Origin of the sequence: Trichocoleus sp. FACHB-262, from assembly GCF_014696035.1 — a bacterium.
Taxonomy (GTDB): Bacteria; Cyanobacteriota; Cyanobacteriia; order FACHB-46; family FACHB-46; genus Trichocoleus.
This window is the reverse complement of the sequence record NZ_JACJPK010000085.1, coordinates 48497-72916: the sequence shown is the minus strand read 5'-3', so window position 1 is coordinate 72916 and position 24420 is coordinate 48497. Positions and strand designations below refer to the sequence as shown.

At 49.6% G+C, this 24420-nt stretch carries 19 protein-coding genes; 4 read left to right on the top strand and 15 right to left on the bottom strand.

The genetic code is table 11. From position 1 onward, the window contains the following. Positions 1-17 precede the first annotated feature (17 nt). Positions 18-2582 carry a leucine--tRNA ligase gene (gene leuS, locus H6F68_RS16995; protein WP_190560807.1) on the bottom strand — a complete coding sequence of 855 codons (2565 nt, stop codon included), beginning with the start codon at positions 2580-2582 and terminating at the stop codon, positions 18-20. An 80-nt stretch (positions 2583-2662) separates the two neighbouring features. Here leuS and H6F68_RS16990 point away from each other — a divergent pair, with 80 nt between their 5' ends. Next, positions 2663-3076, top strand: a complete 414-nt coding sequence (locus H6F68_RS16990; RefSeq protein WP_190560805.1) for a gamma-glutamylcyclotransferase — start codon at positions 2663-2665, stop codon at positions 3074-3076. A 140-nt stretch (positions 3077-3216) separates the two neighbouring features. Here the strand turns inward: H6F68_RS16990 and H6F68_RS16985 are convergent, their stop codons facing one another. From H6F68_RS16985 to H6F68_RS16965, 5 genes are all read right to left on the bottom strand, one after another. Beyond that, positions 3217-3843: an anti-sigma factor gene (locus H6F68_RS16985; protein ID WP_242017025.1), complete on the bottom strand. Its 627-nt coding sequence runs from the start codon at positions 3841-3843 to the stop codon at positions 3217-3219. Between the two features lie 143 nt (positions 3844-3986). After that, positions 3987-4646 (bottom strand): sigma-70 family RNA polymerase sigma factor, encoded by a 660-nt coding sequence (locus H6F68_RS16980; RefSeq protein ID WP_190439613.1) that lies wholly within the window; start codon positions 4644-4646, stop codon positions 3987-3989. A 257-nt stretch (positions 4647-4903) separates the two neighbouring features. Continuing rightward, positions 4904-5089, bottom strand: coding sequence for a hypothetical protein (locus H6F68_RS16975; protein WP_190560803.1), 186 nt, complete (start codon positions 5087-5089; stop codon positions 4904-4906). A gap of 233 nt (positions 5090-5322) precedes the next feature. Beyond that, positions 5323-5655 carry a hypothetical protein gene (locus tag H6F68_RS16970; protein WP_190439616.1) on the bottom strand — a complete coding sequence of 111 codons (333 nt, stop codon included), beginning with the start codon at positions 5653-5655 and terminating at the stop codon, positions 5323-5325. Between the two features lie 106 nt (positions 5656-5761). Next, positions 5762-9295 carry a DNA polymerase III subunit alpha gene (locus tag H6F68_RS16965; RefSeq protein ID WP_190560801.1) on the bottom strand — a complete coding sequence of 1178 codons (3534 nt, stop codon included), beginning with the start codon at positions 9293-9295 and terminating at the stop codon, positions 5762-5764. Between the two features lie 370 nt (positions 9296-9665). Between H6F68_RS16965 and H6F68_RS16960 the strand changes: the two genes are divergently transcribed. Both H6F68_RS16960 and H6F68_RS16955 read left to right on the top strand, forming a co-directional pair. Continuing rightward, complete coding sequence (locus H6F68_RS16960; protein WP_190560799.1) at positions 9666-10907, top strand: DUF3747 domain-containing protein; 1242 nt, start codon at positions 9666-9668, stop codon at positions 10905-10907. A 141-nt stretch (positions 10908-11048) separates the two neighbouring features. Beyond that, positions 11049-12209, top strand: a complete 1161-nt coding sequence (locus tag H6F68_RS16955) for an isomerizing glutamine--fructose-6-phosphate transaminase (RefSeq protein ID WP_190560797.1) — start codon at positions 11049-11051, stop codon at positions 12207-12209. 18 nt (positions 12210-12227) lie between these two features. Here H6F68_RS16955 and H6F68_RS16950 read toward each other — a convergent pair whose 3' ends face one another. From H6F68_RS16950 to gatA, 4 genes are all read right to left on the bottom strand, one after another. Then, complete coding sequence (locus H6F68_RS16950; RefSeq protein WP_190560795.1) at positions 12228-15875, bottom strand: NB-ARC domain-containing protein; 3648 nt, start codon at positions 15873-15875, stop codon at positions 12228-12230. A 281-nt stretch (positions 15876-16156) separates the two neighbouring features. Next, the gene (locus H6F68_RS16945) at positions 16157-17059 is read right to left on the bottom strand and encodes an alpha/beta hydrolase (protein ID WP_190560793.1); all 903 of its coding nucleotides are present in this window, start codon (positions 17057-17059) and stop codon (positions 16157-16159) included. A 105-nt stretch (positions 17060-17164) separates the two neighbouring features. Continuing rightward, positions 17165-17434: a hypothetical protein gene (locus H6F68_RS16940; protein ID WP_190560791.1), complete on the bottom strand. Its 270-nt coding sequence runs from the start codon at positions 17432-17434 to the stop codon at positions 17165-17167. A gap of 74 nt (positions 17435-17508) precedes the next feature. After that, complete coding sequence (gene gatA, locus H6F68_RS16935; RefSeq protein ID WP_190560789.1) at positions 17509-18969, bottom strand: Asp-tRNA(Asn)/Glu-tRNA(Gln) amidotransferase subunit GatA; 1461 nt, start codon at positions 18967-18969, stop codon at positions 17509-17511. A 124-nt stretch (positions 18970-19093) separates the two neighbouring features. Here gatA and H6F68_RS16930 point away from each other — a divergent pair, with 124 nt between their 5' ends. Beyond that, a complete protein-coding gene (locus tag H6F68_RS16930) occupies positions 19094-19957 on the top strand; it encodes an alpha/beta fold hydrolase (protein ID WP_190560787.1) in 864 nt (287 codons plus the stop codon). 72 nt (positions 19958-20029) lie between these two features. Here H6F68_RS16930 and H6F68_RS16925 read toward each other — a convergent pair whose 3' ends face one another. From H6F68_RS16925 to carA, 5 genes are all read right to left on the bottom strand, one after another. Next, a complete protein-coding gene (locus H6F68_RS16925; RefSeq protein WP_190439644.1) occupies positions 20030-20314 on the bottom strand; it encodes a DUF1816 domain-containing protein in 285 nt (94 codons plus the stop codon). A 68-nt stretch (positions 20315-20382) separates the two neighbouring features. Beyond that, positions 20383-21972, bottom strand: coding sequence for a 23S rRNA (guanosine(2251)-2'-O)-methyltransferase RlmB (gene rlmB / locus H6F68_RS29820; protein ID WP_190560784.1), 1590 nt, complete (start codon positions 21970-21972; stop codon positions 20383-20385). An 88-nt stretch (positions 21973-22060) separates the two neighbouring features. Then, on the bottom strand, positions 22061-22519 hold the full coding sequence (locus tag H6F68_RS16915) for a ribonuclease III domain-containing protein (RefSeq protein WP_190560782.1): 459 nt from the start codon (positions 22517-22519) through the stop codon (positions 22061-22063). Between the two features lie 151 nt (positions 22520-22670). Then, complete coding sequence (locus H6F68_RS16910) at positions 22671-23021, bottom strand: STAS domain-containing protein (RefSeq protein WP_199295836.1); 351 nt, start codon at positions 23019-23021, stop codon at positions 22671-22673. A 149-nt stretch (positions 23022-23170) separates the two neighbouring features. After that, a complete protein-coding gene (carA, locus tag H6F68_RS16905; protein ID WP_190560780.1) occupies positions 23171-24364 on the bottom strand; it encodes a glutamine-hydrolyzing carbamoyl-phosphate synthase small subunit in 1194 nt (397 codons plus the stop codon). Positions 24365-24420: the final 56 nt, after the last annotated feature.

Here is a 24420-nt window from a genome sequence, read left to right as displayed (position 1 = left end):
CAAACCCCTACTATGTTCTATGCCACAACGAAGTTGACCAACTTACCAGGCACGACGATCACCTTCTTGATCTCCTTGCCTTCGATGTAGCGCTGAGCCAGCTCCGACTCGCGAGCATATTGCTCTTGCGCTGCTTTGTCAGCTCCCGCAGGCACCTGGATACTGCCACGAGTTTTACCCAAGATCTGAATTACGATCGTGATTTCATCTGCTACCAAAGCCGCAGAGTCAGCTTTAGGCCAAGTTTGCAAATGAATCGACTCGGTATGTCCGATCCGCTGCCATAGCTCATCGGCAATATGTGGAGCCAACGGAGCTAACAGCAAGAGCAACGTCTGAATCCCTTCCACATAGATCGGCAACTCTTTGCAGGAGGCATCGGTGAGGGCGTTACTCAGCTTCATCAACTCAGACACCGCTGTGTTGAACTGATATTCTCCTTCAAAGTCTTCTGTCACTGCTTGGATTGCTGTGTGGATAGCGCGGCGGAGATCCTTCTCTGGCTTGCTTAGTTCAGCGAGATTGGCTTTCTTGGTGCGATCGCCATCCTTCTCGGCAAACTCACTCACCAAGCGCCACACCCGACCCAAGAAGCGGAATTGACCTTCTACATCGGCGTCATCCCACTCCAAGTCTTTCTCTGGAGGAGCCTTGAAAAGGATAAACATCCGGGCTGTGTCTGCGCCGTACTTAGCCAATACCGCCTCTGGATCAACCCCGTTGTACTTCGACTTAGACATCTTCTCGTAGAAGACCTCCAGTGCTTCTCCAGTTTCGGGATCTTTGGGATCGGCTGCATTCACCAAGTTAGGTGTGACATATTTACCCGTGGTGGGATTCTTGTAGGTCAGACCTTGCACCATCCCCTGGGTCAACAAGCGCTCAAAGGGTTCATCAAAATTGAGGAGACCGCGATCGCGCAACACCTTGGTAAAGAAGCGGGAGTAGAGCAAGTGCAGAATCGCGTGCTCAATCCCACCCACATATTGATCGACTGCCATCCAGTCATTGGTGATGGCAGGGTCAAAGGCTTGCTGATCGTTGTTAGCATCTGGGTAACGGAGGAAGTACCACGATGAATCAATAAAGGTATCCATCGTGTCTGTCTCGCGCTTAGCTGCGGTGCCACAACTGGGACAGGGCACATTCACCCAATCTTCCAACTGAGCCAAAGGAGATGGCCCCCGACCGGAGAACGCGATATTTTCTGGCAACTGCACCGGGAGATCTTGGTCAGGCACAGGCACCGCGCCACAATTGGGGCAATGAATGATCGGAATCGGAGCACCCCAGTAGCGTTGACGGGAAATCAACCAATCTCGCAAGCGATACTGCACCCGCGCTTTACCAAACCCTTGCGCTTCGGCAAATTTGACGATCGCCTCCTTGCCTTGGGTCGATGGCGTGCCATCAAACTCACCAGAGTTGACCATGACTCCTGGCTCAGTATAGGCAGCTTCTAGAGGCGCACTGGCATCGCCGCCTTCGGGCACAATCACCGTCTTGATCGGCAAGTTCTTTTCCGTGGCGAACTTGAAGTCACGTACATCATGAGCGGGTACCCCCATGACTGCCCCAGTGCCATACTCATACAGCACATAGTCGGCAATCAGGATTGGCACTTCCTCCCCGGTGAACGGATTAATCGCTTTGCCTCCGGTCGGAATACCCCGCTTCGGTTTGTCCTCTGCGGTTCGCTCCAATTCACTCTGACCCGCCACTTCTTTGGCGAACGCTTCCACTGCTTCTTTGCGATCGCTCGTCGTGACGCGAGCCGTGAGGGGATGCTCTGGTGCAAGCACCACATAAGTCACGCCATAAACCGTATCCGGGCGAGTGGTAAACACCCCAATTTTTTCGTCAGATCCCACAATGGGGAATTCCAAATAAGCGCCGACCGATTTGCCAATCCAGTTGACTTGCATCAGCTTGACTCGCTCTGGCCAGCCCTTGAGCTTGTCCAAGTCAGAGAGCAGTTGCTCGGCATAATCGGTGATCTTGAGGAACCACTGCTTCAGCAGCTTCCGCTCTACCTGTGCCCCCGATCGCCAGGAACGACCTTCATTGTCTACCTGTTCGTTCGCCAACACAGTTTGGTCAACTGGGTCCCAGTTCACTGCTGACTCTTTCTGATAGGCCAAGCCAGCTTGGTAAAACTGTAAGAAAATCCACTGGGTCCAGCGGTAGTAGTCTGGAGAGCAGGTCGTGACTTCTCGACTCCAGTCGAAACAGGTGCCCAGCTTCTGCAACTGCTTCTGCATTTGAGCCACGTTTTTGTAAGTCCACTCCGCAGGTTGAATCCCGCGATCGATCGCTGCGTTTTCAGCAGGCAAACCAAACGCATCCCAACCCATCGGATGCAACACTCGGTAGCCCTGCATTTTCTTCAGCCGCGCAATCACATCGGCAATGGTATACACCCGCACATGCCCCATGTGCAGATTACCCGAAGGATAGGGAAACATGGACAGCGCGTAGAATTTGGGCTTGTTAGGATCTGTAGAGGTCTGGTCTAAGCCTAGCTCAGCCCAAGTTTGCTGCCACTTGTCCTCAATTGCTTTGGGGGTATACCGGGACTCCACGAACGGAACTCCTGCTAAATTTCAGTCATCTGGTTTGCCTACCTATTCTAAATGCTCGGCACTGGTCTATTACATTGCAAATGGATTTCTTGAAAGTCTTTGTCTACGGCACCCTGAAGCCAGGCGAGGTGAATTACCAACGCTACTGTGCAGGCAAAGTTGTGACGGCAACACCCGCGATCGCTCGTGGTCAGCTATTTGCTTTGCCGTTGGGCTACCCAGCCATGACTTGGGGAACTCAAACGGTGCACGGATTTTTGGTCAGTTTCCAGGACGCAGCCATCTTGTCTCGCTTAGATGCTTTAGAAGATTTTGTCCCAGGGCGATCGCCTGAGCAAAACGAATATCAACGAGAAGTGATTACGGTTTTTGACTCAGAGGGGCAACCATTAGGCAGGGCTTGGGCTTACCTCATGCACCTCCATCACATTCAACAACTCCGAGGCGTCCTAATCCCCAATGGGATTTGGCTGGCACAAGCACGACCCGGTTGAGAAAACATTGACAAAACGAAAGAGGTAAAACAGCTTCCACCCCTGTTTTACCTCTTTTGTGACCTGGTTTCGTTGCCTGAAAAATTGAGGCCCGCGATCGCTAAAGCCCGTCTAGCCACTCATAGTTCGCTAGCAAATATCTAGCGAATATTATCGTTGGAGTCGTTATGAATATCTTCGACTGCATCCGCTGGTAGAGAAACCGGAGCCTTGGGAATTTCCACCACTGGCTGGTCTAGAGCAATCATCAAAGCATCAGAATTAACGGGCTGCGCCGAGCTAGGCAGTTGTGCATTCTGAGCTGCACCTGAGCCTTCAATAGGAGACTGGGCAAACTGGGGGCTGAAAGAGTTGTTGCCGGGAAGAAATCCGGAAACCGCACCTACAAATAAAGCTGCAACCGCTGCGCCACCCCAAAGCAGAAGTTGCTTAGGCCGACGATTAACTCGCTTGAACACGGCATCAACGGTTTGGTCAACCGATTGACTTGCCGCAGGTACGGGCATCGCCTGCAAGCCTTGGCGGAGTTCCAGCAAGCGGGTGTACAAACGCTTAACAACGGGGTCTGTTGCTAGCCATTCTTCGACTTGCTTACGTTCTGCGGCAGTGACTTCACCATCCAGGTAAGCACTCAATAATTCGAAGCGATCGCGTTGGAGCATAGAACGGGCACCCGTAGGTTGATGGGGGTTATCAATCTGTCCAGTGAAACCATCTTCAGGGGACGTTGGTTTAGAGCTGTTACGGGACTCAAAATCAGACATCATCTTTACATCACTACCAGGTCACGCCAGGAAAACACACTAAAATTTACAGACCATTGAGTCTAATAGACCAATCATAGAAGAACAATTTGGAGCTGACACTGTTCCTAAGTCAGAGACCCTAACCGTATCTCTTACGGTTGATGTTACTGACCATCCAAATAGTTTTGCAATTGAAACTGCAAGCGCTGCCTTGCTCTAGCAATTCTTGACTTTACAGTACCCAGAGAAACGCCCGTAATCTCGGCAATTTCTTCATAGGCCATGCCTTCAATTTCGCGCAACACGATGGTGGTGCGGAAAACTTCAGGTAAGTCAGCGATCGCCTCACGAAGTTGGTCGTAAAACTCGCGGGTCGTCAAGTGCTCTTCGGGGCCTGGATCAGCGGAAGCAATCTCCCAATCCATTTCTCCGTCATCCATCGCTCGCGGCGCATCCAGCGATAGAGGCTCTGATACTCGCTTGCGCTTCCGCAGTTCGTCATAGAACAAGTTGGTGGCAATACGGCTCAGCCAGCCCCGGAACTTCACTGGATCGTTTAAGCGTTTGACATTGCGGTAAACCCGAATCCAAACTTCTTGAGCCAGATCTGAGCGATCCTGCCAATCAGGAGCAAGATGATACAAGACCCGTTCTACATGGGACTGGTAGCGCCGCATTAATTCAGCAAATGCCGAGCGATCGGGCCGTAGCCCTTCTTGACATTGCAAAATCAAATCGTAATTTGAGAGTTTTTCGGGTTGCACTGGCACTTGAGGAGCATTTGCCTCAACCGTGGACCAGGATACAGGAAGAGAGTGACTCATGGGTGGAATCTGGGTCTATAACATTCCTGTTTGGTTTGACGCCGCTAGATTCAGAGAGTTCCCAGGATTCGTCTCAGTTAGTTTTAGCTCTAAGAATTGAGATTAAGCCGCTGAGTGGAGGCCCATCCTTGATATCTAGAGCTGATAATCCTGCATCTTGCACATGGTTTTCATTAACAACATTTCAATAGTACTTTGAGGATTGCCAGATTGTTTCAACCTCAAACAAGTTCTATCAACCCCAAAGGCGTGAAGGGCTATAGGGCAGGAGGTTTGATGAGATTGGTAAAGAAAGCTTGAGCTTCTGAGTTATTGGCAAGTTGACTGGAACCAACCGGGGTTTGGGCCGTTTCCAAAGCTTGGGAACCTGGGGACCAGTTACCGCCTAAAAATAAGTTTAGGGAGAAGGTAATGGTAACAGCTAGCAAAAGTTTTTCTGACATCACGGGCTCTCCTCACAAAGTAGTTCAGTTAGGGAACACTTCTGAAGTAGAGGGTTGCTGGTTTAATACCGCTCATCCTACCGAGGTCCCTGAATCCGCTGTACAGATTTAATGATTTCTACAGCCTTACTTAGAGTGCCCATCAATTACTAAATAACCATGAGGTAAGCAACAAGTTATGATGAATTTTGTCCTGGTTGGTTCCCACCTAAACAGCCTTAAACCAGTGCTTGTTAAGAATCCTTGGCTTTGAGGTCAGCCAGCATTAGATTGATGCGCTCCGCTACATCTGCTTTACCTTCGGGGTCAGCATCGTAAAGAAACACATCTAGAACGAACCAGCGGCACAAAATGGGGTCGATTCGGACTAATTCCAGCATCACGCCATTGATGACTTCAGTCATCCAGGTTCTCGGCAAACGCTGTAATTCATCTCGAATAGCCAAGGCGTCTTCTAAGTTTTGACTTTTGTGGGCGGCGATCGCGGATTTAACCACAGCCTCAACCAATTTGTTGAGACCTGCTGTTAACTCGGAATTGGGGGAGTTCGGATGCTGGTCTTCCAAAGAATTTTTCAGGTAGCACTACTTCTGAGCTTAGTACGACTACCCGAATTATGCCTGACATTAATCACGATTATTTCCAGCGCCAGCATAGCCCCAAACCACAATGTTACGCATTCACCAAAGCCGATGCTCTAGCTTGAAATCCAGCCTGGGCCAAGGCATTCACAGCAGCTTGATAATCTTGAACGCGGAACTGCGCTCCTAGACGGACAAATTGGCGGCGATTCGGTGCTGAAATAACGGCCACTACAGAAATTTTGGCTCTCTCTTCTTCGCCTCGATGCTCTAGGAGGACTGTCCGCAAGCGGTGTTGGTCTTCAATATTGCTGGCTCGCTGGGGATCGAGTTCCACCATCAACATTCGTACTTCTTCCACAGGTTCAGCATCATCAATAATGAACTGGTTGCGGTCATCGCGGCGATCGACTTTGCCCCAAATCATTAACCGCGCGTCAGGGATAATGTAGGCGCCGATCCGCTCAAAAGATTTCGGAAAGACAACAGCTTCCGCTTGCCCAGTTAAGTCTTCAATTTGCACAATTGCCATGCGATCGCCTTTTTTGGTGACGACAGGCTTGACACTGGACAGCATGATGATGGCGCTAATGGTAACATCGTCACGCTGATCGCCCAAGTCACAAATATTGATCGGGGCCAAGATTTTAGCGGATTGCTGCACCGATTTCAGGGGATGGTCGGAGATGTAGAAACCGAGCAATTCTTTCTCTAGCCGTAGCTTTTCTTGTTGAGGAAAATCTTCTACGGGCGGCGCTTTAGGAGCAGATTCAAAATTAGTAGCAGTTGTATCAGGGCTTTCAGCCGTTGCTCCACCAAATAGATCGAACAAGTTACCCTGCCCGATCGCTCGATCCTTCGCCCGTGATTGCGCCCAGTCAGTCACTAGCTCCAAATCTTGAATTAGCTGGTTGCGGTTGGAGTTAGGGTCAAAAGCATCCATCGCCCCGCACTGAATTAAAGCTTCTAACGCTCGGCGGTTCACTGAGCGAGAATCCACGCGATCGCACAAATCTGCCAGCGACTTGAAAGAACCTCCTTCATCCCGAGCGGCCAAAATACACTCGATCGCACCTTGTCCGACGTTACGCACTGCTGACAAACCGAACAAAATACTGGTTTTAAGCGGGGTAAAGTCCACGAGCGATCGATTGATGTCTGGTGGCTCTACTTCGATCCCCATACTCAAGCAAGTACTGAGGTATTTTTGAACTTTATCCTGGTCGCCACTATTAGCAGTCAATAACGCTGCCATATATTCGACTGGATAATTCGCCTTTAAATAAGCAGTTTGGTAGGTTACATACCCATAAGCTGTGGAATGGGATTTATTAAAGCAATATTCTGCGAAGAGCACCATTTGATTGAAGAGTTCTTCGGCAATTTTGGATTTCACACCACTTTTAGTTGAGCCGTCCACAAAGATTTCTTGATGCTTTTGCATCTCAGATACCTTCTTTTTACCCATGGCTCGGCGTAGCAAATCGGCTTGACCCAGTGAATAGCCACCCATATCTTGAGCAATTTTCATAATTTGCTCTTGATAGACCATGATGCCGTAAGTTTCTTTGAGAATAGGCTCTAAAATTTGATGAGCATAATCGATTTGTTCTCGGCCATGTTTGCGGTTAATAAACTTAGGAATTAGACCTGCATCCAAAGGCCCCGGACGGTAAAGAGCCAGAATTGATGAAATATCTTCTAGATTAGAAGGTTTGAGGTCACGTACGACCTGGCGCATGCCAGAAGACTCTAGTTGAAAAATACCTTCTAGTTCACCTTTAGCGAGTAGAGCAAAAGCTTTGGGATCATCAATAGGAATTTCATCTGGATCAACTTTTTGACCATGCGTTTGCTCAATTAAGTCAACCGTTTTCTGAATCATCGTCAAGTTTCTAAGACCCAGAAAATCCATTTTTAGGAGGCCAATATTCTCGATGTCCTCCATAAAATATTGAGTAATTACAGAGCCATCATTGTTGCGCTGTAAGGGCACAATTTCATCTAGAGGTTGTGCTGAGATCACGACTCCAGCAGCATGAACCCCAAAGGTTTTGTTCGTGCCCTCAATCCGGATTGCCATATCAATCCAGCGGCGATAAGTAACTGAAGTGTTGGGAATGGTTTGATTCCCATCATATTTTTCTTTGAATTCTGGGGCGGGAGTGCCGTCCGAAATCATGACCTTGAGCTTGGCAGGCTTACCCCTTGCCACCGGAATCAATTTCGCCATGCGATCGGATTCACCGTAGGGAATATCCAACACTCTGGCTACATCTTTTAACACCGCTTTTGAGGTCATGCGGTTGAAAGTAATAATTTGCGCTACTCGATCTTCACCATATTTGCGGGTGACATATTCCAGCATTTGGTCACGTTTTTCAATGCAAAAATCGGTATCAATATCAGGCATTGACTTCCGTTCTGGATTCAAAAATCGCTCAAATAGTAAGCCATGATGAACCGGATCAATATTAGTAATTTTTAGAGCGTAGGCGACTAGAGAACCTGCGGCTGAACCACGGCCTGGTCCCACTGGAATGCCACTATCTCTGGCGTATTTAATGTAGTCCCAAACAACTAAAAAGTAGTTAGGAAATCCCATTTGCTGGAGCATTTTTAGCTCATACTCCAACCGCTCGCGATAGGTAGGAGGTATTTCTTGACGGGATTGACAGCTTAATCGCTGGAGTAGACCTTCCCAAGTTACATATTCCAGATAAGTATCAGGAGTGTGACCTTCGGGAACAGGATAATTGGGTAAAGGATCTTTGCCTAAGATGTCGTAAGGTTCTACTTTTTCAGCAACTTCTAGGGTGGTCGCGATCGCCTCTTCAATCACTTCATCAGGCAAATGATCTTGGAAGAGTTGCCGCATTTCATCTGCTGATTTTAGATACTCAGTTCCGCTATAGCGCAGCCGTTTATCCTCAGCAATTAGCTTGCCAGTTTGAATACATAACAGCGCATCATGGGCTTCGACATCAAAGCAAGAAATAAAGTGTGAGTCGTTAGTGGCGACAATTTTGATGTCTAACTCGCGAGCAATTTTAATAATTTCAACATTAACGATGCGGTCCTCGGTAGAACCGTGATCTTGAATTTCGAGATAATAATCCTCTCCAAACAGATCTTTGTACCACTGAGCCACTCGACGCGCGACTTCTGGTTTACCTTGCATAATGGCTTGCGGCACTTCACCGCCCAGGCAAGCACTCGTGACAATTAGCCCTTCGTGGTATTGCTGCAATAAGTCTTTGTTAATGCAAGGGCGAGAAAAAATGCCTTTACCCTGCACACCCTTTAGGTGAGAGATTGTGGTGAGCTTTACGAGATTCTTGTAGCCCTGGGTGTTTTTAGCCAGTACAACTTGGTGATAGCGAGGACGGCGCTCTTGCTTCTCGATGTCGCCGTTGATTACATACATTTCGTTGCCGATAATTGGCTTAATATTTTTGCCACGGCAAACTTTGATTAATTCGATCGCCCCATACATGACTCCGTGATCCGTCAGCGCGATCGCGGGCATACCGAGTTCCAAGGCGCGATCGATGAGGGCGGGCAACTGGCTGGCTCCGTCGAGCAAGCTGTAGTCACTGTGAATATGCAGGCCAACGAAAGACATGGGCTTCTCAACCACAGACGGATGGAGATTAGATTACCGCATATCTAGTGTTCGCACCAATAAGTTAACCCCATCACTCCCAATATCTAGCGGAGGTTAAGTTATTAAGTGAAGTTTAAGTCAACTGTGCCATTTACCTCAGGCTGACTGATAGTACTCTTGCACTATTTTATTTGCTTTAGAGCCGAAATGCGGTTAAGTTTTGCGGGCTTGACTGATATATTTAGGGCACTTTAAGTGAAAATGAGGCTCAAAATAACCGGACCATCCCAGTCCCAAGTCGTTAAAAAATTAATATAAGGCCAGCAACTTTATCGGAACTGGTGCAATCACTATTAATACCTCACACACAAGATTTCTCCCACCCACTATGTCGAATTCCCTGCGACTCCAATTGGCTGTCTCAGCCACGCTAGCGTTGAGTGCCATCAGTTCCGTTAATCCAGCGATCGCGGCTGCTACCTTCAGTCAACAAGAGGTAGATCAGAGCAAATTTATTGCGGTAGCTGCTCCCTATGGCCGACAAGCTCACCAACTCCTCATCTTAGAACAGGTCTCCAATAAGCAGGCCTGCTGGCAAGAAGGCGGAATCGCCACAGGAAGCCATACACCTGTAGAACCGCTGTTACTCGGCTTTGATTTCACTGGCATTTGTGGACGTAGCACCGATAGCAATGGCTACTCTGTGCGGATGGCAGGTCAAGACCTAGGCTTGAAGTATAGTTTGCGAGTGGTCAAACGCAACAATGAATTGGTGCTCATCGGGCAACCCAACCGGGGACAAAATTTACCAGCGTTGGAAATTGGCAGAACCCGTGGCTTAGACTCAGGCTTCGCCAAGATTTTTCTTGATCCAGGTTGGCGGTTGAGTAAGCGCGTTTACAACGATCGCCCACTGGGTCATGTTTACCTCACCAACGATTTGGCTCCAGAGACCTTACTACCCAGCAATATTGCCACGGGTTCGACTCCACCTACCACGATTCCTGCGGTGGGCTCTACCAAACCTGCGGCTCTGCCGACGACTGGCCCGACTCGGCCTGCCAATGGACCTGTAACTGTTCCTGCTCCCCTACCATCGGCTCGACCTACTCAACCAATTGGGATCGTTCGACCCACGCAACCAATTGGGACCGTTCGGCCTGCTCAACCCCCAGTAGTGATTCCCAAAACCCCCACGACTGCAACTGTGATTCCAGTGCCAGTCCCTCCTCCTCAATCCACAAGTCAGCCCGTTAGCCAGCCGATTGGTCAACCGATTAGTCAGCCAATTGGGGTAACGTCTCCGAAACCAACTGCATCCACGTCTGTTCCTATTCTGGTACCCTTACCAGAAACCAAGACGGGAAATAGACCCAGCACTTCTAGTGTCAAGCTCCCCACCATCACGCCTGCGGTGAGCATTCCCCCCGTGACTAACTCCAGTCGTCCTTTACCCAACAGCGGTATTAAGGTGACACCCGCTCCCAGTCTCCCATCTGTTATTCCCTCCCCCAGTGCACCTAGTAAGGGGGGTTTCGTGGTGCCCACAGTAGGAGAGCAAAGCAGCACCCAGGCACCTGCGACTCCCACAGTTCAGATCAAATTACCAACCGTTACGGTTTATCAGTAAGCTGAATTCTCCGTCCATCTACTAAGGGGCAGAAAGATCGTCAGTGAATAATTCGGTCTTCTGCCCCATGTTTTTTAAGCTAGCTTGGGTTGCTATTAATATTGTCAGCAATGTTGTCAGCCCTGTTAAACTTAATCCTCCATGCTGGACGATCGCCCAGAATTTCGGCACCTAGAATTTCGGCATTTCATGCTGAAGGAGATCTATGAGCAACCTGATGTCGTTTGGGCTTGCCTAGAGAAGTATCTGAATTTGGATTGGACACAGAATCGCACTTCAGAGTCTCCAATCCATCTGGGATTGCCAGCCAACCTCTATAACGGTTTGGCCGAAATTCACATTGTTGCTTGTGGCACCAGTCTCCATGCCAGTTTAGTTGGGCAATACTGGCTAGAACAGTTGGCAGGTATCCCGACTAGAGTTCGTTATGCTTCGGAGTTTCCAGATCACCCATTTCCCCTAACTGCCAATACACTGACGATCGCGGTCACTCAATCGGGAGAAACATCAGACACACTCAAGGCGCTGACATTCGAGCAACAACGGCGGTCTCAGCTCGCTATATCCTGTCGTCCTCGCTTGCTAGGTTTAACCAATCAACCGGACAGTACCCTACAGCAACGAGTAGACCATATCCTACATGCACCTTCTGAACAAGAAGTGGGAGTGGCAGCAACCAAGAGTTTTGTCGCTCAGTTAATAGTGTTCTACACCTTGGCGCTGGATCTGGCTTGTCGCCGCCAAACGCTCTCTAGCGATCGCCTCGATATCTTGCTCAGAGAACTAGAACGGTTGCCCGAAAAGATCTCCCAAATCTTAGCAGCAACAGACGCGATCGCCCAACTAGCGAAAGAGTTGGTGGATACTCAAGATTTTATCTTTTTGGCTAGGGGGATTAATTACCCCATTGCGCTCGAAGGAGCCTTGAAGCTAAAGGAAACCAGCTATATCCATGCTGAAGGTTATGCGGCGGGAGAGTTTCTCCACGGGCCGATCGCGATTCTGGATGAGCAAGTAACGGTGGTTGCGATCGCGATGCCAGGGCAAGTTTATGACAAAACTTTGGCGAATCTGCAAAAGGTGAAATCTCGTGGCGCTAGGTTAATTGGCATTACCACGCCTGAAAATTCTGAAGCCGCCGCTTTGTTTGATTCGTTGCTGCCAATCCCAGAGGTAGATGAGTTGCTCTCGCCGATTTTGACGGTGATTCCCTTACAACTCTTGGCCTATTACATCACGGTGTATCGGGGGCTAGATGTCGATCGCCCGCGGGGTTTAACCAAATCTTTGAGTGCAGAGTAACGCTAGTTTGGGGTGCCGCTATGAGTCAGCGATCGCTCCCAAGGCGATTAATGTGGTTTTTTGGGCTTCTGTTAAGCCTTTGACCTCTGTAATATTCATTCCTTCATAGGGTCGGGGTGGTTGCAGGGTATTGAGACAGGTTCCAGTTTCCAGATCCCAACACTTCATCGTTTCGTCTTGGCTACCACTCCACAACAGGTAATGATGAGCATCCAAGAGCAAGGACCAAACCCAGTTTTGATGACCCGACAAGGTGTTGAGACATTCTCCGGTAGTTAAGCTCCAGATCTTAATCGTTCTGTCAGCACTACCAGTAATGAGCTGGTCACTGCTGGGATGAAAGAGAATGGATAGGACGGCACTAGTATGTCCTGACAGAGTTCTCTCACATTCTCCAGTGGCGATATTCCACAGTTTGACGGTGAAGTCATCTCCCCCGGTTGCCAATAGTTGGCCATCCGGGCAAAACGACACAGACCACACTCGATTAGCATGTGCTTGGAGGGTTCTGAGACATTGGCCTGTAGCCACATCCCACAGATTAATCATTTGCTCATAACCACCACTCGCAAGCAAGCGGCCATCTGGACTAAAGGCAACTGACAACACAGAACTCGTATGTCCTGACAATGTCTGGAGACATTCTCCACTGGTGATGTCCCACAACTTGACTAGATGGTCGTAACTACCACTGGCGACTAATCTGCCATCTGGACTTAAGGCGATCGCCCAAACCCAACTGGTGTGACCTTGCAATGTTTTTAGGCATTCTCCAGTTTGCACATTCCACAGTTTAATTGTGCGGTCTAAGCTGCCTGTTACTAAAGTTTGACTATCCGGCGTAAAGGCGACGCCAAAGATACGATTCGTATGTCCGCGAAAGATTTTTTTCAGTGGGTAGGTCAAACTGCGAGATGCGTCTGAATCTATGGCGTTGAAATCCCATAATCTAACTGTTTGGTCTTCATGACCACTCGCGAGCCATTGCTGATCTGGGCTGAGGGCGATCGCATAAATCGAGTTGCTGTGCCCCTGAATAGTTCTGGCACATTGGCTCGTAGAGATATCCCAAATTCTGGCCGTATGGTCATCTCCCCCGCTTGCGAGTAGCTGTCCCTCTGGGTGAAAAGCTACAGACCAAACTCGATTGGTATGTTTTTCTAAAGTAGTGAGACATTTACCTGAAGGCACACTCCACAGCTTTACAGTTTGGTCATAGCTACCACTAGCAACCACTTTGCCGTTCGGGCTGAACGCGACAGAGGCTACGGTGCTGACATGCCCTGGAAGCGTTTTCAGACATTCTCCCGTGCTAGCATTCCAGAGCTTCACGGTATTGTCAAAACTGCCACTCACCAGCGTTTGCCCATCTGGACTGAGTGCCAGCGCTTTAATCCAATGACTATGTGCCGGGAAGCTTTTGAAACATTCTCCTGTGGCGATCGCCCAGAGCTTGATGGTTTGATCTTCACCTGCACTGGCTAGGGTTTGGCCATTAGCAGCAACACTCACCGCCCAGACACAAGCGGTATGCCCTGCCAAAACTCTTAAGCAATCTCCTGTCTGGATATCCCAAATGCGGATGGTATGGTCGGTACTACTACTAATGAGAATTTGCGCCGTTGTACTATCGGGAAAACTAGGATGAGGCGCAAAGGCGATCGCCGTGACAATGCTGGTGTGTCCATGCAAAGTTTTGAGACATTGTCCTGTTTCTACATTCCACAGCCGCACTGTATGATCTTGCCCACAACTAGCTAAAATTCGGCTGTCCTGGTTAAAAGCAACCGCCCAAACCCAACTATTATGGCCTTTGCAAGCTACCATCTGCTTGCTGTTTGTTGCCCTCCAAATATGAATGTCGCCATTGGTATCACTGGTGGCTAAGAGCTGACCATCGGCGTTAAAGGCTACGGAAGTAATGCCGCCGAAAGTCGCTGCAAAAACACAGTGAATGAATTCTGCCTGAGCGAAATTTACTTCGTGTAAATTGACATCTTGTAGATAGGCTTGGCGGATCTTTAACCCGGAAAAATCATAACCTGCTAAATTCGTCTCTAGCTGACGAAATAAGTTGAGGAGATTGCCACCGCCATATCCGGTGAAGCTGAGTGATTGGTTCTGTAGCTGAGTCAGCAGCTGATTCAGTTTTTGCTCAAGCTGTTGCAGAGAGCCTAATTTGGTCAGCGATCGCTCCACCACAGCTTTTAGAATGAGCCGAATTTGGCTTTCCCGAACATACTCTTTGGCTTGCCCCTGCATCAATACATGACTCAACAGCAAGCGAGGAGACACTGTGACGATCTCCTCACAGACTTGCTCGATCAGTTTCTCGGTCACATATTCCATCACCACGGGCTGTTGCGTAAATCCCAGTGGGCGAGTCGCACCAGCAGTCGGCTTGGCTGTGTCAATCAGACAGCGCCATGTCAGCGATTCCAGAGTCTCCATCAATTTGGGTCTGGAAATCTCCGGTATCATGTTGACTTGCAATTCTGCCGGAACAACTGGTTCCCGATTAATTGCTAGCCAATACATCACCTGAGCTTCTATGTCTGACAAGCGCTCAAACTGTTGAGTCAGTAAGGTCGCAATGCCGTTAAACGCTCCCATACCTTGGTCGAGAAACGCTGCAATATCACCGGCAAATAAATCCTGAATTGAGGTAGCGGCAATCTTGAGCGCCAACGGATTTCCTCGGTAGTGCTCGATCAACTGCTCTTGTTCGGTGGTCGAACCTGCCAATCCTTTAGCCAGCAAAATTTCATGCCCTGCGATCGCCTCTAACCCAGCTACTGGCAGCGTTCGCACGGGTAGCAAATCTCCTTCTAGCGCTCCGACTTCTTGAGGTTTCTCCCGAGTCGTAATCACCAAGCAACTTTGATGGGAGATCTCGCCGACCCGCCTCAGCAACTCTCCATAGCTTTCATAACCGCTGCGGTAAGCTCCTGCTCGCATACCTCCTTGGAGGATCGCCTCAAAGTTATCCAGAATCAGTAGACAGCGAGATCCTCGTAACAGCTCCAACAGACGAGAAAGCTGGCCGCTTAAACTTTCTGGCAAGGTGATGTCTTGCTGACGAGATAAAAACTTGATCAAAGTTGCGAGTAGCTCTGGTAGCGGCGGGGCATCTCGCAGCGATCGCCAAATCAGATACTCAAACTCACCCTGTAATTGCTCCCCAACTTTGACAGACAAAGCTGTTTTACCAATCCCTCCCATCCCCAAAAGGGTGACGAGACGGCAACGATCTTGCTGCACCCACTGACGCAAAGTGCTGAGTTCATCGGCTCGACCATAAAAGATCGACACATCAATCGCTTCTCCCCAATCTTGAGCCGGGAGTGAGGAGCTAGAAGCGTGAGCTAAGGAGGTGCTACTGTCTCCTCGATCGCTAACTGCAACTTCCTGGCGCTTGGCTTGCGATCGCTTCAACACGGTTGGGCAGTTGAATTTTGTGACTCTCTCGCCTAAAGCATCCGAGAGTAACTGCCACAACTTAGCACCCGTATCTTTGATATAGCCTTGGTCATAGCCAGATTCTTTCGCGATTTCTGAATATGACCATCCTTCCCAAGCTCGCTTAAATACCGTCTCTTGCACTTTATTTAAACGGCCTACCTCTAGAACCTGCTCAACAATTCCTAATGCTTCTTCAGCAGTCATCAACCTGCAACTCAATCTTGGCTTCCAGTGAATTAAATGACATTTAGCACGCTCACCAGGCGTACTAGCCGTTTACGCACCCCTCAATAAGCTTATCCGCAAATTTACGGTTTATCTGACTTTATTCCAACCTTCCCAGACGAACAAATCAGGGAGATCAAGGTTGATATCGCTCAAAACAACACTTCACAACTAAGTAGCTTGGGTATACAGTTCTCAGCAAAGCCCTGCTACCTCCTAATTTTAGGCGATCGCTAACTTAGCGCCTCACTCCTCAATCACTAAGAAATAGCAGTTTGTTTTTGCCTAGTCTGCACCTGCTCCACAAATTGTTGAATCACTTGAAGATAGCGGCCCTCACCAATGGCAGCGACATCATTGTGTCCCGCATCCTCCACCAATAAAAGTTGCTTGGGTTCTGGTGCTGCCTGGAATAAAGTGCGGCTCATTTCTGCGGGGACTGTCAAATCCAAAGTACCGTGGATGAACAACACAGGTGTCTTCAGCGATCGCACCTTTTCCAAGGAGTTAAACTTCTGCGTCAACAACAGATCTGCTGGAAATAGACCAAATCCACCTCGAACATCGACCATCCGGCGCATGGAAGTAAAACTGCTTTCTACGATCAGCCCAGCGACTTCAGGCTGCTTGATGGCTAAGTCGATCGCGATCGCCCCACCTAATGAATGACCATAAAGAAAAATTTGCTCCGATGGAATCTCCCGGACTTGAGTTAAATAGTTCCACGCAGCTTGCGTATCTGCATAAACCTGCGCCTCGGTAGGAAAACTGCCCTCGCTGCGACCATATCCTCGGTAGTCAAACACAAAGACAGACAGCCCTAGTTGATGAAACCGCTGAGACTGGGATACAGTGGCTCCCACATTCGCCCCATTGCCATGTACATACAAAATCACGCCTTGCTCTGGCCCTGTAGCGGGCATCCACCATCCATGTAAGCGCTCTGCTTTGCTTGTAGGAGTGGTGATGGGTATCCAGATATCTTGATAAACCAGATTGACAACTGCGGGTGTGGTTTCGCTAACGGGAGCAGGAAAAAAGATAAAACGATTTTGTCGAAACAACAGGAAGACACAAGCTGCTAAATAGGCGATCGCCAGTCCTCCTCCCAAGACCAGCAGTAACTTCAGCAAGAGTTTGAACAGCAAAACCAGCGTGGACATAAGTTTCAATTCCAGAGCCAATGAAGAGCGCTAGCCGTAACGCCCGTTGAAGTTGTTACTGACTAGCGCCATTCTCTGTACCACTTTAGCTAAGTGCCACTCCAGCTAAATAGAGCGCCGCTTGAACACATAGTAGGAGCCTGCTGCCGCGACTCCTAGTAACAAGCTGCTTCCTAGCGCCAGAGGCATTGTGGTGTCAGGACTCGCAACTGTACGAGTCACTGTTTCTTCAGCAGAGTGGATCGGATCATGATGAGCTTGAGCGCTCGGGGCGATCGCGTGAACAGCACCCACTAAAGCTAGCGTCAGGGAGGAGAGTTGCCAAAATGAGCCTAACTTCATATATCCTGCCTTAGAGTCTAGAAATTGCGTCATCCCTATAGGAAGACTGAAGGCATAATAACTAGACTCTCAATGTTCACTAATGGATCTTTAGAGAGAAAACAGAGTTAACCCAGATAGGGCAACTGCTCGTGCCAAGGCGTAGATTGCTCATAGGCATAGGCAACCTGGAACAAGATATCTTCCCGCAGCACATTGCTGATCATCTGTAGACCAATGGGCATGCCTTTGTCATCAAAGCCACAGGGAACGCTCAAGCCTGGTAAGCCCGCTAAGTTCACCGGAATGGTCATCAAGTCAGACAGATACATGCTTAACGGATCAGCCGTTTTCTCACCTGCCTTAAATGCCGTAGAAGGGGCAGTGGGACAAACTAACAGATCCACTTGTTCAAAGGCTCGCTCGAAGTCTTGCTTGATCAAAGTCCGAACCTTTTGCGCCTTCAGGTAATAAGCGTCGTAGTATCCAGCAGACAAAGCATAGGTGCCAATCATGATCCGCCGCTTCACCTCAGAGCCAAACCCTTGAGCCCGGGTCTTGGTATACATCGCCAGGATGTTATCAGGGTCTTCCGAGCGGAAGCCATATTTCACGCCATCATAGCGAGCCAAATTAGCCGAAGCTTCAGAGGGCGCAATGATGTAGTAAGTCGGCAAACCGTAGCGGAAACTAGGACAAGAAATTACTTGAATTTCCGCACCCAAATCTTGAAGCTGTTGAATCGCTTTGGTGACTGCTGCTTCTACGACCGGATCAAGTCCTTCGCCAAAGGTTTCTTGAATTACCCCAATCTTGCGCCGACCTCTAGGTTTGAGATCAGGCTTGAGAAATTTTGAGTAGTCCGGGATTTCTACGTTAAGGCTGGTCGAGTCTTTGGCATCGTAGCCTGCGATCGCCTGCAACAACACGGCCGCATCTTCGACACTGCGACCAAACGGCCCAATTTGATCTAACGAAGAAGCATAAGCCACCAAACCATAGCGCGAAACCAAGCCATAAGTTGGCTTCAGACCCACCACGCCGCAGAAGGAAGCGGGTTGCCGAATCGATCCGCCGGTATCCGATCCCAAAGCGACTACGCACTCTCTAGCCGCAACCGCCGCCGCCGAGCCACCAGAGGAGCCACCAGGCACACGCTCTAGATCCCAAGGATTGGCAGTGACTTGATACGCTGAGTTTTCGGTGGAGCTACCCATCGCAAACTCGTCTAGGTTGGTTTTACCCACCATTACAGCCCCAGCGGCAGCAAGCTTCTGGGTCACTGTGGACTCGTAGGGCGGCACAAAGTTTTCTAAAATTCGCGAACCGCAGGTCGTGGGAATACCCTGCGTACAGAGATTGTCCTTAATCCCTACAGGGATACCTGCTAACAGTCCGATTTCTTCCCCTACCGCAATTTTGGCATCGACTTGCCGTGCTTGCTCTAGCGCCCGATCTGCCGTGACGCACAGAAAGCTATGCAATTTCGGCTCTAGGGCTTGAATACGCTCTAGAGCTTCTTGGGTAATTTCCACAGCCGAGCGCTCTTTGCTGACAAGCTGTTGATGCAACTCGCGGATGGATGCCATGCAGCGACCTCTTCCTGACTCAAAGTCCAAAACTTTAGTATACGTTTCTGCAAATACACCTTATCTGTTTAGGCGAATAAAGTTCTGGTCAGCCACTATAGAAATTGAGAAATTAGGGGTTAAGATGCAATCGCAAAATTCGAGTTTCGATCGCACTGCTCAAGCTGCTCGTTTACATGTGCAGAACCAAGGGCAAGGATTTCCCATTCTTTGTCTGCACGGCCATCCCGGATCAGGCAGTAGTTTGTCAGTGTTTACCAATCATTTATCGCAGCGTTTCCAGACCATTGCGCCGGATTTACGGGGTTATGGCAACAGCCCTGCTCAGCAAGCTTTTGAGATGGAAGATCATCTACTGGATCTAGAAGCGGTGCTCGATCGCTATCAAGTTTCGCGTTGCTTAGTTTTGGGTTGGTCGTTAGGTGGCATTTTGGCGATGGAGCTAGCCCTAAAATTTCCCGAACGAGTCAGTGGCTTAATTTTGGTTGCGACAGCAGCTCGCCCACGTGGTAGCCATCCGCCCATCACTTGGCAGGACAATTTCTATACGGGGTTAGCATCGATGATCAATCGCCTTTCCCCCGGTTGGCAGTGGAATATTGAAGCCTTTGGCAAGCGATCGCTCTACCGCTATCTGATTCAGCAGCACACCGCGATCGCCTACCAATATTTAGCCGATGAGGCACTAGTTGCTTACCTCCGCACCTCACGAGAAGCCACCCAAGCTCTGACAGCCGCTTTGAGAAAAGACTATAACCGCCTAGCGGATCTCGCTCAAATTACTTGTCCCAGCTTAGTCTTAGCGGGTGCCGAAGATCGCCACATCACGGCTCAATCTAGTTGGGAGACTGCTCAGCACCTCCAGAACAGTCAATGGCATTGCTACTCAAACACAGCTCACCTGTTCCCTTGGGAGATCCCCGATCAAGTCGTAAAAGATATTGATCGGTGGCTAGCTCTCCATCCAGAAGTGGTGAAATCAAATTAGGTTGGTTTTCTTAGCGAACCTCAAGGGTAGCCACAGGTTTAAAGGCAATTTTGAGCGTGACAACTCACACTACTAAAACTGCCCGCTAAGAATCCGAGACTTTCCCAGAGGCATTTTTACCTCCAAATCATCCGCGATTGTTAGGTCGGCAGGGGTTTTGCAGCGCTTTACTGTGACTCGAATCCCTTGAGCGCCTTCTTGCTCCAAATCCTCAACGTAACCAGATTTGGCAACTTGAGCTTCTTGAGAACTGAGGAATGGCCCGAAGTAGTAAGTACACCGAGGCCTATCAGTAACAATCTCAACCCAAAAAGCGAGCCCAAGAGTCTCGAGAAAACTGACCAAAACTTCTTTCATGATTCTTTTTCTGTGCCGATTACCAACGTTTTACGGGGTGCTACGCAGGCTTTTACTGTCGTTATTATTTACACTTTGTTATACTCTGTTGCATTTCTTTTTTCAATTCCTTCCTTGTTAGGCATGTTGACAAAATCAAAGGAGGTGCCATGCCGCTGTCGATAAATTTCATAAAGTACCATTCCTGTGGCAACGGAAGCATTGAGGCTGGGAGTCTTGCCGCTTAACGGAATGGAGACTAAAACATCACAGCAGCGCTGTACCGTTAAGCTTAAACCTTCCCCTTCCGAACCGATAACCAGGACAATCGGGCCAGAAAACTTCACCGTGGGGACGGGCTCGCTCGCTCCCGCAGCAGTACCGTAAATCCAGAATCCGGCAGTCTTGAGTTCTTCTAAAGCCCGGGTGAGATTGACGACCCTAGAAACAGGAAATGTTTCTAAAGCCCCTGCTGCTACTTTCTTCACAACGGATGTAATCCCCGAAGCTCGGCGTTGTGGGATCACCAGGCCTTGGGCTCCTAGCGCTTCAGCAGTCCGAATAATCGCTCCTAAGTTGTGGGGGTCGGTGATCCCATCCGCCACAATGATTAAGGGCTGAGCCGTTGCTGCTTGGGCTTGGGCAATCAAATCGCCTAAATCAGCATATTCATAGGGTGCAACCTGGGCAATCACACCTTGATGATTTGCACCTGGCGCAATGTAGCTGAGACGTTGCGGCTCTACTTCGTCAATGACAGTGCCATTGGCTTTGGCTTGCAGCAGCACGGTATGAAATCGAGGGTCATAACGCAGTCGAGGAGTAATCCAGATCCGATTGAGCGGATGTTGGTTTTCCAAGGCCGTTAGCACCGGATGACGACCATAGATCAAGTCGCTTTCTTCGGACTCGCCAGCAGGTTTAGTGGAAGTCTCGTCAAAACGGCGATCGCGGTTTTCCTGCCCTCGATCGCGACCTTCACTCCGCCCCTCAAACTTGCGATCGCGACCTTCACTCCGCCCTTCAAAACTGCGACCCCGTCCTTCTGAGCCACCGCGACCCTCAAAGCTGCGCTCACGACCGCCAAAGTTACGTTCCCGTCCTTCAGGACGACCGAAACTCCGATCGCGGCCTTCGTTGCGGCCTTCGCTGCGGCTTTCAGAACTAGAACTGCGATCGCGCTCTCCAAAGCTGCGGCCACGATTTTCAGGGCTGCGTTCCCGCCCTTCCGAACCCCGCTCACGCGGCTCAAAACTGCGTTCACGGGGGCCAAAGTTACGCTCCCGTCCTTCGGGACGACCAGAACTGCGATCGCGCTCTCCAAAGCTGCGATCGCGGCTCTCAGAGGTGGGCTCCCGCTTATCAAAGTTACGAATGGGTTTATCTGAGCGTTGCCGAGGAGCCTGGAAATCTCCTGTGTTTGCAGTAGGCCTGACTCTAGGCTCTCCGTCACCTGTCCCCCTCCGGTCGCTGCCTCGGTATTCTCCCGCTCTATAATCGGTTCCCTTACCAGAGGGGCGCTCCTTAGCAGATTTTGTGCGCAGACGAGGACTTGAGCTGCGAGACGCATCCTTCGGGATGGGGCGGCCTTGGCGGTCTCCTGACTGACCTTGCGATTGAGACCCTTTGCCTTCAGCGGCTCTACCGCGGTCTTTAGAGTAATTCTTCTTGGCGGCCATATTATTCTCTCAATAATTCGAAAAATTTATATCCCGGAGCCTTCAAGTCCCCACTGGTCTGAGGCTCATTATGTTGACCAGGAGGTAGCTACTCCTCTAGCGTTGGGTCTAGTTTCAGTTGGGCCAATAAGTAAGCCAAACGCTGGGGATTGGTTAGGTATAGATAGCCCATTAAAGCTTCTAGACTAGTCGCCTGCTGATAGATTTCTGGATTCACTCGCTTAGAGCGGCTAGAAGCGGCGTTACGTCCTCGTCTCAGAATTTCTAACTCTTCGCCGGTCAACAAAGACTCTAGCGATCGCAGATGGTGAGCCTGGCTTTCAGCTCGAACTTGCGCCACAACTCGCTGATGATAGCTTTGCAGTCGCTTGGGAGGAAGCAGGTACTGAGAGCGGATATACAATTCATAAACCGCATCTCCCAAGTAAGCCAACGCACCTGGTGAAATCGTCTGCAACTGAGCAGTGGGCAGAAAATTAGCTGGGCTAGCCAGGTCTTGAGCTGCCTGTGTATCCGAAATTTCTAAGCAATCTTCTTCTGCTTTCACAGACAGCTCTTACCTTGTCAGCTAGATCTCACAGAACCGTTATTTTCCATCATAGGTCAGTCGATTGATTCGCTACAGCCTAGCCATTTTTGCAGAATGACAAGCTATCCAGGCCTAACTGGATAGCTTGATGGCGCGACTTTTGCATGAGTCAAGCTGACTTGACGTTCTCTAAGGCCACATCGACTGAAGTTTGCAGAGCTAAGAATTGCTCTAAACGAACTAGCTTCACAGTTTGGGTCACTCGAGGATTAGTGACAATCTGCAAGGTTCCCTCAGCGGCTTGCGCCTTTTTGGCTAGCTGCACCAGTGCACCCAGTCCAGAACTATCAACAAAGTCGATATGGGAAAGATCCAAAATGACATGCTTGGGGCCTTCTTCGACGCATTTTGTGAGCACCTTACGAAAGGTAGGTTCAGAAAATGCATCTAACAGACCCGTCAGACGGAAGAGTTGGCAATTATCTCTGACTTCGCGTGTGCCTCTAAGGCTAACGGTCAGGGTGAGTGGCTCAGGAATAAATCCCTCCTAACAAAAAATGTCCATAATTCGAGGCTCCAGTATACACTTTAGCCAGTTTTCAGGACAACTCATGCCAGTATAATCCTTAGCTCCATGCCTGTAACCTCAAGTTTGCAACTTTCAGTTTTTTAGGACGTTGCTTCGGTGGCGACGGCTGTAGGGCGATCGCCGTTAGTTTTGGCAGCTCGCATGGCCTGTACAAAGTTTTCAAACAAATAATCTGCGTCATGCGGCCCAGGACTAGCTTCCGGGTGATATTGCACTGAGAACAATGGCAAGGATTTGTGCCGCAAGCCTGCTACCGTGCGATCGTTGAGGTTGAGGTGGGTGATCTCCACATCTGCACCAGGCAAGGATTCTGGCGCGATCGCGAAGCCATGATTTTGGCTGGTGATCTCAATTCGCTGCTTTAATCCAGCAGGTTGATTGAGTCCTCGATGACCAAACTTGAGCTTGAAGGTTTCTGCCCCCAACGACAACCCTAAGATCTGGTGGCCCATGCATATGCCGAAGATGGGTTTTTGGCTGGTCAAGAGTGCCTTGGTCGTGGCAATACCTTCGGTTACTGCCGCCGGGTCACCGGGTCCATTCGAGAGAAAAATCCCGTCTGGATTGTATTTCATGATTTCGTCAGGAGGCGTGTCGGCTGGAACCACAAGGACTCGGCAACCGTAGCTAGCCAGACGACGCAAAATATTGCGCTTAATCCCAAAGTCCAACGCCACCACGGTTAACAAAGTCGAGCCACTCTCATCGTTCTGAGCAGTAGGGCTGAACTCCCACACGGAATCGGTGGGGTCAGACCATTCGTAAATCGTTGAGGTCGTTACTTCCTGGACTAAGTTGAGACCAGCCATACTGGGTGCATTTTGCACCTGCTCCAGCAGTTCTGTGGGATCAAGAATTTCGGTCGAGATTGCCCCATTCATGGCTCCAGCAGAGCGAAGCTTACGCGTCAAGGCGCGGGTATCAATGCCGTAAATGCCTGGAATGTTGTGTTGCTTCAGGTAGTCCGATAAAGATTGGGTCGATCGCCAATTGCTCGGGCGTGGGCAAATATTGCGAGCGATCGCCCCTCGTACCTGAGGCCGTGCAGATTCATCATCTTCAGGGTTTACGCCAGTATTTCCCAACTCAGGATAAGTGAAGGTAACAATTTGACCGCAATAGCTGGGATCGGTCAAAACCTCCTGATAACCCGTCATTCCTGTGTTGAACACAACTTCGCCAATGGTGGTCCCAGGCGCACCAAAAGACCACCCCCGGTAAACTGAACCATCCGCAAGAACTAAAAGAGCAGGTTGAGGGGCAGAAAGAGCCATAGAAGTCTAGATAGGAGGACCTTGGAAACTGATACTTGAAAACTACTTGCCGGACG

Excerpts from the sequence above, each read along its gene's own strand:
- H6F68_RS16925 (WP_190439644.1), bottom strand. The coding sequence starts at position 20,314 with ATGAAAGAAGTTTTGGTCAGTTTTCTCGAGACTCTTGGGCTCGCTTTT.
- H6F68_RS16945 (WP_190560793.1), bottom strand. The coding sequence starts at position 17,059 with ATGTCCACGCTGGTTTTGCTGTTCAAACTCTTGCTGAAGTTACTGCTG.
- H6F68_RS16950 (WP_190560795.1), bottom strand. The coding sequence starts at position 15,875 with ATGACTGCTGAAGAAGCATTAGGAATTGTTGAGCAGGTTCTAGAGGTA.
- H6F68_RS16960 (WP_190560799.1), top strand. The coding sequence starts at position 9,666 with ATGTCGAATTCCCTGCGACTCCAATTGGCTGTCTCAGCCACGCTAGCG.
- carA (WP_190560780.1), bottom strand. The coding sequence starts at position 24,364 with ATGGCTCTTTCTGCCCCTCAACCTGCTCTTTTAGTTCTTGCGGATGGT.
- rlmB (WP_190560784.1), bottom strand. The coding sequence starts at position 21,972 with ATGGCCGCCAAGAAGAATTACTCTAAAGACCGCGGTAGAGCCGCTGAA.
- H6F68_RS16990 (WP_190560805.1), top strand. The coding sequence starts at position 2,663 with ATGGATTTCTTGAAAGTCTTTGTCTACGGCACCCTGAAGCCAGGCGAG.
- H6F68_RS16955 (WP_190560797.1), top strand. The coding sequence starts at position 11,049 with ATGCTGGACGATCGCCCAGAATTTCGGCACCTAGAATTTCGGCATTTC.
- H6F68_RS16985 (WP_242017025.1), bottom strand. The coding sequence starts at position 3,843 with ATGATGTCTGATTTTGAGTCCCGTAACAGCTCTAAACCAACGTCCCCT.
- H6F68_RS16940 (WP_190560791.1), bottom strand. The coding sequence starts at position 17,434 with ATGACGCAATTTCTAGACTCTAAGGCAGGATATATGAAGTTAGGCTCA.
- gatA (WP_190560789.1), bottom strand. The coding sequence starts at position 18,969 with ATGGCATCCATCCGCGAGTTGCATCAACAGCTTGTCAGCAAAGAGCGC.
- H6F68_RS16965 (WP_190560801.1), bottom strand. The coding sequence starts at position 9,295 with ATGTCTTTCGTTGGCCTGCATATTCACAGTGACTACAGCTTGCTCGAC.
- H6F68_RS16930 (WP_190560787.1), top strand. The coding sequence starts at position 19,094 with ATGCAATCGCAAAATTCGAGTTTCGATCGCACTGCTCAAGCTGCTCGT.
- H6F68_RS16980 (WP_190439613.1), bottom strand. The coding sequence starts at position 4,646 with ATGAGTCACTCTCTTCCTGTATCCTGGTCCACGGTTGAGGCAAATGCT.
- H6F68_RS16975 (WP_190560803.1), bottom strand. The coding sequence starts at position 5,089 with ATGTCAGAAAAACTTTTGCTAGCTGTTACCATTACCTTCTCCCTAAAC.